This window comes from Desulfobulbaceae bacterium, from assembly GCA_015231515.1.
GTDB lineage: Bacteria > Desulfobacterota > Desulfobulbia > Desulfobulbales > VMSU01 > JADGBM01.
Map to the genome: position 1 here is coordinate 26,819 of JADGBM010000021.1, position 9,455 is coordinate 36,273.

A 9,455-nucleotide genomic window follows, 5' to 3' on the forward strand; every position below is an offset into this window, starting at 1 on the left:
AATGCTCTATATTGAAAAGCTAAACCAGTTATACGGTGAGAGTCATACCCTCTGGGATTTGGATCTCCATGTTGAAAAGGGGAAATGCACCTGCCTCATGGGGAGAAATGGAGTAGGTAAGACAACTCTTCTCCAATGCATCATGGGGTTGCTTCCTGTTTCCTCTGGAAAAATCCTTTTTAATAGTGACGATTTGGTCAAAAAACCTGCAGAACAGAGGGCAAGGCTCGGTATTGGCTTTGTGCCCCAGGGACGGCAAATATTTCCTTTGTTAACCGTGGAAGAAAATTTAAAAATTGGTCTCGATACGGGAAAAAGTAAAAGAAAAGCAATCCCTGAAAGAATTTTTGACCTTTTCCCGGTATTGCAGGAAATGCTTGATCGACGGGGCGGGGATCTCTCTGGCGGTCAGCAACAACAGTTGGCAATTGGCAGAGCCCTGGTTCTGGAACCGACCCTCTTGATTCTTGATGAACCAACAGAAGGGATTCAGCCCAATATTGTCAATGAAATTGGCGATATCATCATAAAGCTAAACCGAGAAGAAGGGGTTACCGTTTTGCTCGTTGAGCAAAAACTAAAATTTGCGCGAAGAGTTGCCGATAATTTTACGTTGTTGGATAAGGGGCGTGGGGTGGCAAACGGTCCCATTGCCGATTTAAATGAAGAGCTAATAAATCAATATTTAAAAGTATGAGATAGGCCAAATTGACCTCATTACCAAATTGCAGTGAAGAGACTTTGGGCAGTAACTCTTCTGGATGGTTGGCAGGCCTGGAGTTAGAGTTTTATGTCGCTGAACAAAAAACGGTTTCACGACAGGTACGACACCATGGCCCTCTTCAGACACAGCGTTCTTTTTACCCCGAAGGCGATGATGTGTGTCATACCTATATTCTCCATCCTCCGGGAGGGGTTGTTGGTGGCGACCAGCTTAAAATAAAAGTGCGTATGCATGAGGGCGCAAATGCTTTAGTGACAACGCCTGCCGCTGGTAAGTTTTATAGAAGTGCAGGTTCAAAGTCTTTGGTCAGTCAAAAAATGATAGTTGGGAATAATGCAGTGCTGGAGTGGCTGCCCCAGGAAAATATTATCTATAATCAGGCAAAGGCCTCTCAGACAACCAATATTGAGTTGGGGAAAAATTCTTGTTTTTTAGGTTGGGAGATATGTTGTTTAGGGTTAGCTGCTTCAAAAGAACCTTTTGAAGCAGGACTCTTCCACCAGACATTTAATGTCTGGCAAGATGGTGTTCCTCTTTTAGTAGAACGCTCCTGCTTTGAAACGGACTCGGCAATGCTAAAGGCGGCATGGGGACTGAGGAACTGCTCGGTCGTCGGAACCTTAATCTGTAGTCGGATTCCAAATGATAAAACAAAATCACTTCTTAATGAAATTAGATCTGCTGTGGCAGCTGTAACAGAAGATGACCTCTTTAGTGTAACAACCGTCAGTGGCATGATTGTGTGCCGTTACCTTGGTGACCATGCCTATAAAGCACGGAAATGTTTTGTTGTTGCCTGGAAAATATTACGAGAAAGCGTGCTTGGCCGCTCAGCATGTTTGCCGAGAATTTGGAATACATAGCCAGAACATTCAATAAATTATTTTGGATAGTTTGTTTACAATCAATGACGTTGTCCGAGTCAAAAATTAGAGAGGAATCGTATGGAATTAACTCCTAGGGAAAAAGATAAGTTACTTCTTTTTACTGCAGGTTTACTTGCAGAACGACGAAAGGCTCGTGGCTTAAAACTCAATTATCCAGAAGCCATTGCCTTTATTTCTGCTGCGGTTTTAGAAGGCGCTCGTGACGGAAAAACCGTTGAAGAGTTAATGGATTATGGTGCCACCTTGCTCACCACTGCTGATGTTATGGGTGGTATTGCAGAGATGGTTACAGAGGTTCAGGTTGAGGCAACATTTCCTGACGGCACCAAACTGGTGACTGTCCATGATCCGATCAAACAAGGAGCGACATCATGATACCAGGAGAGATGTTTCTTGCGAGCCAAGAGATTGAGCTTAACGCTGATCGCCCTAGCCACCGAATACTTGTTGCCAACACAGGTGATAGGCCTGTGCAGGTTGGTTCCCATTACCATTTTTATGAGGTGAACAGCGCCCTTGAGTTTGATCGTGATGAGGCGCTTGGGTGTCGATTAAATATTCCGTCTGGTACTGCCGTTCGCTTTGAACCAGGACAAAGTCGTGAAGTCGAGCTAATTCGTTTTGCCGGGGATTTAAACATATATGGTTTTAACGGCAAAATAATGGGAGGAGTCAAATAATGGCATCTATCGACCGAAAAAGTTATGCCGACATGTATGGCCCGACAACAGGCGATCGTATCAGGCTTGCTGATACCGAACTCATAATCGAGGTTGAAAAGGATTTTACCGTCTACGGTGAAGAGGTAAAGTTTGGCGGCGGAAAGGTTATCCGTGATGGTATGGGGCAGAGTCAGCTTGGCACCGAGTATGCGATGGATACAGTAATAACCAATGCCCTTATCCTGGATCATTGGGGAATTGTAAAAGCTGATGTGGGTCTGAAGCTTGGCCGCATTGCTGGCATCGGTAAAGCCGGAAACCCTGACACCCAGCCAGGCGTTGATATTATAATCGGACCGGGAACTGAAATTATTGCTGGTGAAGGGTTAATTCTAACCGCTGGTGGCTTAGACTCTCACATTCATTTTATCTGTCCGCAACTTGCAGAAGAGGCTCTTGCTTCAGGTGTAACCACCATGCTTGGCGGTGGTACAGGACCAGCAGCCGGAACAAATGCCACTACCTGCACTCCCGGGCCATGGCATATGGAAAGGATGCTTCAGGCAGCAGATGAACTACCTGTGAATATAGGTTTCTTAGGAAAAGGCAATGCCAGCCTACCAGAAGCGCTTGTTGAGCAGGTCCGTGCCGGGGCAATGGGCTTAAAACTTCATGAAGATTGGGGCACAACTCCGGCCGCTATAGATAATTGTCTCAGTGTTGCTGAAGAGTATGACATTCAAGTGGCAATCCATACTGACACCTTAAACGAATCCGGGTTTGTCGAAAATACGTTGGCAGCCTTTAAGGGCAGAACAATTCATGCCTACCACACAGAAGGTGCTGGTGGTGGCCATGCTCCGGACATAATCAAGGCTTGCGGAGATGAAAATGTCCTTCCCTCATCGACAAATCCAACCCGACCATACACCCATAATACGGTGGCGGAACATTTAGATATGCTCATGGTTTGCCATCATCTCGATCCTGCTATCCCAGAAGATGTGGCCTTTGCTGACTCCAGGATTAGGCGCGAAACAATTGCCGCTGAAGATATCCTCCATGATTTAGGGGCATTTAGTATGATTGCGTCTGACTCTCAGGCAATGGGTCGAGTCGGTGAGGTAATTTGTCGAACCTGGCAAACTGCTCATAAGATGAAGGTGCAGCGTGGGGTTCTCTCAGAAGACAGCTCACGAAATGATAATTTTCGGGCTAAACGCTATGTGGCAAAATACACAATTAACCCAGCCATTGCCCACGGCATAAGCAATGAAGTCGGGTCTGTTGAAGTCGGTAAACTTGCTGATTTAGTCTTATGGAAACCAGCTTTTTTTGGTGCAAAACCCGCCATGATCATTAAGGGTGGGATGATCGTTATGGCTCCAATGGGTGACCCAAATGCATCAATTCCAACGCCTCAACCGGTGCATTATCGTTACATGTTTGGGGCATTAGGAAGAGCTAAGCATAAATCTTCGGTCAGTTTTGTCTCAAAGGCTGCGGTCGAAGCAAAAATTGATAGTGTCTACGGGCTCCAGAAGAAAATTATCGCCTCAGTCAACAACAGGACTATCAAAAAAAGCTCGATGATACACAACCATTATTTGCCGGTCATTGAAGTTGACTCACAAACCTATGAGGTCCGTGCCGATGGCGAGTTATTGATTTGTGAGCCTGCTACGGTACTTCCTTTAGCCCAACGATATTATTTATTTTAACCCTTGAAGGTGAGTTGGATGCATCCATGATTAAAATACATACGATTCTTGACTCAGGTAAGAAAGATATCGTCCCTGATGGAATAGTAACTCTTGAATACGCAAAGCGCCAAAAGTGTACCCAAAGAGTCATGCTTGACAGCGGTGACGAAGTTGGACTGATGTTGCCCCGTGGCACTGTGCTTCACGATGGTGATATGCTGGAAGCAGACAACGGCTGGATAATTAGGGTATGTGCCGCAAAAGAAGCGCTTTCTGTCGCAACCTGCCAAGACCCTGATCTTTTTGCAAGGGCCTGCTACCATTTGGGTAATCGTCATGCGCCTGCACAAATTTGCCAAAACATCCTATCGTACCAGCATGATCACGTTCTTGACGATATGCTTATTGGCTTAGGGCTCTCAGTTCACCTTGAGTCCGCACCATTTTCACCTGAGAATGGTGCCTATCATAACAATAGCAGCCATAACCATTGATGCCAAAAGCAACTATGCCGAACACAACGAACTCTTTTCCCGGGGTGTCTCAACGTCTTCGACTTCTACAGTTAGCTAGTCCATCTCTTCCAGTTGGAGGGTATGCTTATTCTCGGGGAATGGAGTACGCTGTAGAGACTGGTTGGCTGACATGTGAAAATGATACATCCACCTGGATTTTTGGCCTTCTTGATAATGCTTTTGCTCGGACGGATATCCCCATATTGAAAAGGATATACAAAGCTTGGCTGGATGATGACATTGACTCAGTACATTATTGGAACAACTATTTATTTGCTATGCGGGAGTCTGCTGAATTTCAGTTTGAAGAGGCTAATATGGGCAAGGCTCTCGCGCGCCTGTTGGTAAGTCTTGATTTTACTGAAGCACGTGAATGGCAGTTACAAAAAAACGCTTCATTTGCTTGTCTTTTTGCTCTCGCCGCTGTGCGTTGGCAGATATCGCTCGAGGATAGCTGTTGCGGTTATGTGTGGGCCTGGCTTGAAAACCAGGTTGCAGCAGCGATAAAGCTGGTTCCTTTAGGGCAGACGTCTGGCCAAATAATTCTGTCCGGGGCAATTGCCCATGTGGAAAAATCCTTACAGACAGGGCTTAGCATAAGCGATGATGAAATTGGCTATGCTGCGCCTGCTCTGGCTATGGCGAGTGCCTTCCACGAGACGCAACACACAAGACTTTTCCGATCATAAAAATATTGAGGAGTATCAGATGAATAACAGACAACCTTTGCGTCTTGGTATTGGCGGTCCTGTAGGTTCTGGCAAGACGGCACTTATTGAACTTTTATGCCACGCCCTGCGAGATACATATCAAATAGCCGTGGTTACTAATGATATTTACACACGAGAAGATGCGGAATTTCTAACCAGAAAGAAAGCGTTGAGCCCTGATCGAATCATAGGGGTTGAAACAGGTGGTTGCCCTCATACCGCAATCAGAGAGGATGCATCAATGAACTTGGCGGCAGCCGACGAGCTGAGCCTGCGCTTTCCTGATCTCGATTTTATCATAGTTGAAAGCGGCGGGGATAATCTTAGTGCTACATTTAGTCCCGAGCTTGCGGATTTAACAATTTATGTGATTGATGTAGCCGCTGGTGAGAAAATTCCACGAAAAGGCGGACCAGGAATTACTCGATGTGATCTTCTTGTCATCAACAAGATTGACCTTGCCCCCATGGTTGGAGCCTCCCTTGAAGTAATGGAGCGCGACACAATTACAATGCGAGGTGAGCTACCTTTCGTGTTTACCAATCTTAAGACAAAAAAAGGCCTTGATACTGTAATAGAGTTTATCGTGCACCAAGGAATGCTTAATGCGTAAGTGAATATATACTCCATGACTGACGGATTAAGCAGTCGAGCGAAGACAGGGCATAATATTTGTGAATAATCGGAGATAAATTTCAGGATTGAAACTGATTTTGCTATTTAGTATAAATTGAATTTTGCAAGCATGCTATTGTCACAAAACTAAGTTGGATTATGTAAGCAATCGAGTATGTCTTCTTGAGAATCGTGGTATTCTGTCCCTGATTGTTTCTTTTACATTCATAGCTTGGGGTGGTCAATTTTCGGTTGTCATCTCTAAAAAGCTTGTTTTTTTACCACAGAGGGCACAGAGAGCACAGAGAACAGCGCGTTGCAAGGGTCTTCACCTACGCACTCTCTCCGTCACTGCGAGGAGCGAAGCGACGCGGCAGTCCAGAAACATGGTGCCAAAACCAAGTAACATCTGGATTGCTTCACTCCGTTCGCAAAGACATAGTGGACCTTTCTGCGATCTTATACCAGCAAAAGTCAAAAGCGGACTTGACCCCTTGTCTTGCTAAAGTCAAAAGTGGACTTGACCCCTTGTCTTGCTGACCCCTTGTCTTGCTTGACCCCTTGTCTTGTTGAGGTGTTCTTGCAGACTATTTTCTGGAAAAGGGTACCAACTACAGATCTTCCTGTTGAGCCCGTCTTCTTTATCCGTTATCACTTAATTTATCGACCACTCCACCTGTCGGGAGATTTTTATCTTCCTGTAGTCCTTTTTTAAAGGAACTAATTCCCTTGCCAAGTCCTGCGCCGAGCTCCGGTAATCTTTTGCCGCCAAACACCAAAAATGCAATACCCAGGATTACTACTAATTCTGTTGTTCCTAATCCGAACATAGTGTTCACCTTAATAAGGAGAAAAATTTATATAGGGCACAAGGAGGAGTTGCCCCCAAGTGCCCATAACAACGAACTATTATCTTCTTTACATTAAACTCTAACCTTTGGGTGGCTCAGGCACATTATCGCCATGGCATTCAGTGCAGTTGAATTGACCGGTAATTCCGAACTCTTTAGAACAGGAAAAATCAGCCTCAGATACATAGGTACCTTCCTTCCATTCATTAAGCAACTCCACCAACTTATAGGCGGTACTTGCTGCAACTCTGGCGCAACGGTCTTTTCTTTCAGGACTCTTAAGCGGTTTGTTGGCGGCCTTCATCCATTTGCCCACCGAGATATGACAGAGTGGAGATTCACTCGTAGTGGTTGGTATTTTCGCGCTAATTCTAGGAGCTTTTGGAGTAAAAGTCGGCAGTGCTGCTTCTGAGTACCACTGCATCATATCGTTAGCAATTTGATGGCCCGCATGAGCGCCATCTATACGAGGACCAATGATCAGGTTAGCTACGATATTGGCGCCTGCGGCTGAACCGCAAATAGTTCCCCAACCCACCTGACCACCCTCCAGAAAGACAAAAGCGTCGGAAGGAAATGAGATATAGGGCTCGCCAATTTCCTCACGCAGTTGACTGAAGACACTGTTTATAACAGCTGCGCCACAAAAAACACGATACCATTCGTTGTAACATAGTTCTGCCGTCTTAGCTGGGTCGAGCTTTTTATAAGGCCATGGCCAGTTCTCGGTTTTACCGCCTGTAGCCCCGGCTGATTTTATAAAGCCGCCAAACTGGCTCAGCGCTACTCCTGCTGCTATAGCGCCGGTCCCCACTAAAACTTTTCGTCGTGACATGCTGGTTGTTTCATTTGTTGATGTTTCAGACATTTCATCCTCCTTTTGGATATTTAAAAAGAACTAGAATTTCTTATCCTAGTCCACAACGCTTTGCTGTAGTTCTCTGGAAAATGTTACGTGTCATTTTAGAAGTTCATGCCGTGAACTTGTCACCGGTCAGTGAAATATTTAAAACAGGCAGCATCGACAAAATGGCGCTGTAACATGAGAATTAAACGTCGAAAGGTTACCACAATGTGGCAATGTGGCAATGTGGCAAATTGTCGCGTTTACAAAATTTTCTTTCTCATTTATCCAGAACCTCCCTCACTGTAGACCTTGATAAAGCCGTTATGCTGTTTGATTATCCCGTAGGTTGCATCTATGCCGATATGCAGGAATAGGCGGGTTAGATGTTGAAGGCCTATGTGTTGGGGGTCTGAATCAGAACAGCAGAGAAAAGAGGAGAGTTGCCGGGCCGTTTAACTGCAATATATGGTGGAGCCTCAAAATAGTGAGGGGTGCGGCAAGCGGATCCAAAGCACGGGGAGGCCATTTAAGGGGATCTGCTTCAGCTGTAAAAAAAATGGTGATTTGGCCCTAATACGTGGAGGTATTTTAGGGGCTCAGTACAGATTGAATTTGGCAAGCACGCCGTCTAACCCACCGTTTTTAAGTTGTTTCTTCCATGAAGGTTTAAGGCCGACAGACTTGAGAAGTTCTTTCTTTCCCAGGTAGATAAAAGCGGTGGAGCCAGTGCATTGCCGTTTAAGGAAATTGCCAAACTCTTCTATGAGGGCTTCTGCCTCATTTTTTTTCTGAAGCCTGATGCCGTAAGGTGGGTTGCAGACTATAACCGAATCTTTGATGTCGGGTAGTTGTTGAAATGGCTTGGCTGAAAACTGGATTTTGTTGCCGCCGGGTATGTTTTTTGTGTTGGCCTTTGCAGACCTGATAGCGAGGCTATCTTTATCGTTGCCCCGAATTAAACCTTCCTTCACTAGCTGATATGAAGCAGTCGCCTCTTTCTTGACACTCTTCCATATTTTTTCATCAAAATCGGGGAGTGCCTCAAATCCGAAACGATCGCGCAGAAAGTTGGCAGGGATATTCGAGTGCTGCATTAAGGCTTCGCAGAGCAACGTCCCGGAGCCGCACATGGGGTCGATTATCGGCTTTGTGCCATCCCAGCCCGAGAATTTGATGATAGTTGCAGCAAGGGTCTCCTGCATGGGAGCCTCAACCGACTCTTCACGATAGCCCCGACGGTGCAGCGATTCACCCGAGGTGTTAATGCTGATGGTTGCCTTGTTTTTCGAGATGTGAAGATCGAGCCAGAGATCCGGAGTCCGTTTCTCAATACTTGGACGATTGCCGGAGATATTTCTGAAATAGTCAACGATAGCGTCTTTCAGGACTTGAGCAGCATACTGGGAGTGTGTAATTTTGCTATTGGCAACAGTTGCTGAGATAACAAAACTTTTGTCCTCATCAAGTAAAAGTTCCCACGGCTGGTTCAGTGCAGTTTTGTAGAGGTATTTCGTGCTGTGGCAGTCAAAGAGAATAAGGCTGGCGCTGATTCGAGAACAGAGGCGACTGCAAAGGTTAACACGATAGAGTGTGGCCTTGTCGGCAGAAAAATAGAGGCCACGAAAGGACTCTTTCACGTCTGTTGCGCCAAGCTGACTGAGCTCTATAGCGGCAATGCGCTCAACGCCTTCAGCCACCTGGGCAAAATATCGATTGTTTTTTTGGTACGAAAACATGTAGATTCCTTGGGTATACGTTTCTGACGAATAGAGGCGCTAAACTAAACTGTTCGGTGGATGCCGTAAACAAAAAAGGTGCTGTAATGGATTTAGTAAATATTCGGTTTGCCCTGAAAGGGCCAGAACATACCAGCCCAGGGCAACGTCCTGGGGACTGGAATAGTACAGATAGCCCTGAAAGGGCGTGACATCTAAGCTGACC

General features: G+C 45.7%; 11 protein-coding genes. 8 read left to right on the top strand and 3 right to left on the bottom strand.

Translation table 11 applies throughout. From position 1 onward, the window contains the following. Position 1: 1 nt before the first annotated feature. From urtE to ureG, 8 genes are all read left to right on the top strand, one after another. The gene (urtE, locus tag HQK80_05520) at positions 2 to 697 is read left to right on the top strand and encodes an urea ABC transporter ATP-binding subunit UrtE (protein ID MBF0221675.1); all 696 of its coding nucleotides are present in this window, start codon (positions 2 to 4) and stop codon (positions 695 to 697) included. A gap of 11 nt (positions 698 to 708) precedes the next feature. Further along, positions 709 to 1,587, top strand: a complete 879-nt coding sequence (locus HQK80_05525) for an urease accessory protein UreD (protein MBF0221676.1) — start codon at positions 709 to 711, stop codon at positions 1,585 to 1,587. A gap of 81 nt (positions 1,588 to 1,668) precedes the next feature. Continuing rightward, on the top strand, positions 1,669 to 1,986 hold the full coding sequence (ureA, locus tag HQK80_05530) for an urease subunit gamma (GenBank protein MBF0221677.1): 318 nt from the start codon (positions 1,669 to 1,671) through the stop codon (positions 1,984 to 1,986). Further along, positions 1,983 to 2,291 (top strand): urease subunit beta, encoded by a 309-nt coding sequence (locus tag HQK80_05535; protein ID MBF0221678.1) that lies wholly within the window; start codon positions 1,983 to 1,985, stop codon positions 2,289 to 2,291. The genes ureA and HQK80_05535 overlap by 4 nt, the downstream gene beginning before the upstream one ends. Continuing rightward, complete coding sequence (gene ureC, locus HQK80_05540; GenBank protein MBF0221679.1) at positions 2,291 to 3,994, top strand: urease subunit alpha; 1,704 nt, start codon at positions 2,291 to 2,293, stop codon at positions 3,992 to 3,994. The genes HQK80_05535 and ureC overlap by 1 nt, the downstream gene beginning before the upstream one ends. Before the next feature lie 26 nt (positions 3,995 to 4,020). After that, positions 4,021 to 4,470 (top strand): urease accessory protein UreE, encoded by a 450-nt coding sequence (gene ureE, locus HQK80_05545; protein MBF0221680.1) that lies wholly within the window; start codon positions 4,021 to 4,023, stop codon positions 4,468 to 4,470. Positions 4,471 to 4,484: 14 nt separating this feature from the next. Further along, entirely contained in the window at positions 4,485 to 5,180 is a 696-nt protein-coding gene (locus tag HQK80_05550) for an urease accessory protein UreF (protein ID MBF0221681.1), read from the top strand. A 19-nt stretch (positions 5,181 to 5,199) separates the two neighbouring features. Continuing rightward, positions 5,200 to 5,814: an urease accessory protein UreG gene (gene ureG, locus HQK80_05555; protein ID MBF0221682.1), complete on the top strand. Its 615-nt coding sequence runs from the start codon at positions 5,200 to 5,202 to the stop codon at positions 5,812 to 5,814. Positions 5,815 to 6,457: 643 nt separating this feature from the next. On the opposite strand, the gene HQK80_05560 is transcribed toward ureG, so the two are convergent. The 3 genes from HQK80_05560 to HQK80_05570 all read right to left on the bottom strand — a co-directional run bounded on the left by HQK80_05560 (position 6,458) and on the right by HQK80_05570 (position 9,256). Continuing rightward, positions 6,458 to 6,646: a twin-arginine translocase TatA/TatE family subunit gene (locus tag HQK80_05560; GenBank protein MBF0221683.1), complete on the bottom strand. Its 189-nt coding sequence runs from the start codon at positions 6,644 to 6,646 to the stop codon at positions 6,458 to 6,460. A gap of 100 nt (positions 6,647 to 6,746) precedes the next feature. Further along, complete coding sequence (locus tag HQK80_05565) at positions 6,747 to 7,535, bottom strand: C_GCAxxG_C_C family protein (GenBank protein ID MBF0221684.1); 789 nt, start codon at positions 7,533 to 7,535, stop codon at positions 6,747 to 6,749. A gap of 575 nt (positions 7,536 to 8,110) precedes the next feature. After that, positions 8,111 to 9,256, bottom strand: coding sequence for a class I SAM-dependent RNA methyltransferase (locus HQK80_05570; protein ID MBF0221685.1), 1,146 nt, complete (start codon positions 9,254 to 9,256; stop codon positions 8,111 to 8,113). Positions 9,257 to 9,455 lie beyond the last annotated feature (199 nt).

Bases quoted from the DNA above. Each gene is read 5' to 3' on its own strand.
- HQK80_05550 (MBF0221681.1), top strand. From the start codon at position 4,485: ATGCCGAACACAACGAACTCTTTTCCCGGGGTGTCTCAACGTCTTCGA.
- HQK80_05565 (MBF0221684.1), bottom strand. From the start codon at position 7,535: ATGTCTGAAACATCAACAAATGAAACAACCAGCATGTCACGACGAAAA.
- urtE (MBF0221675.1), top strand. From the start codon at position 2: ATGCTCTATATTGAAAAGCTAAACCAGTTATACGGTGAGAGTCATACC.
- ureC (MBF0221679.1), top strand. From the start codon at position 2,291: ATGGCATCTATCGACCGAAAAAGTTATGCCGACATGTATGGCCCGACA.
- ureE (MBF0221680.1), top strand. From the start codon at position 4,021: ATGATTAAAATACATACGATTCTTGACTCAGGTAAGAAAGATATCGTC.
- ureG (MBF0221682.1), top strand. From the start codon at position 5,200: ATGAATAACAGACAACCTTTGCGTCTTGGTATTGGCGGTCCTGTAGGT.
- HQK80_05560 (MBF0221683.1), bottom strand. From the start codon at position 6,646: ATGTTCGGATTAGGAACAACAGAATTAGTAGTAATCCTGGGTATTGCA.
- HQK80_05535 (MBF0221678.1), top strand. From the start codon at position 1,983: ATGATACCAGGAGAGATGTTTCTTGCGAGCCAAGAGATTGAGCTTAAC.
- ureA (MBF0221677.1), top strand. From the start codon at position 1,669: ATGGAATTAACTCCTAGGGAAAAAGATAAGTTACTTCTTTTTACTGCA.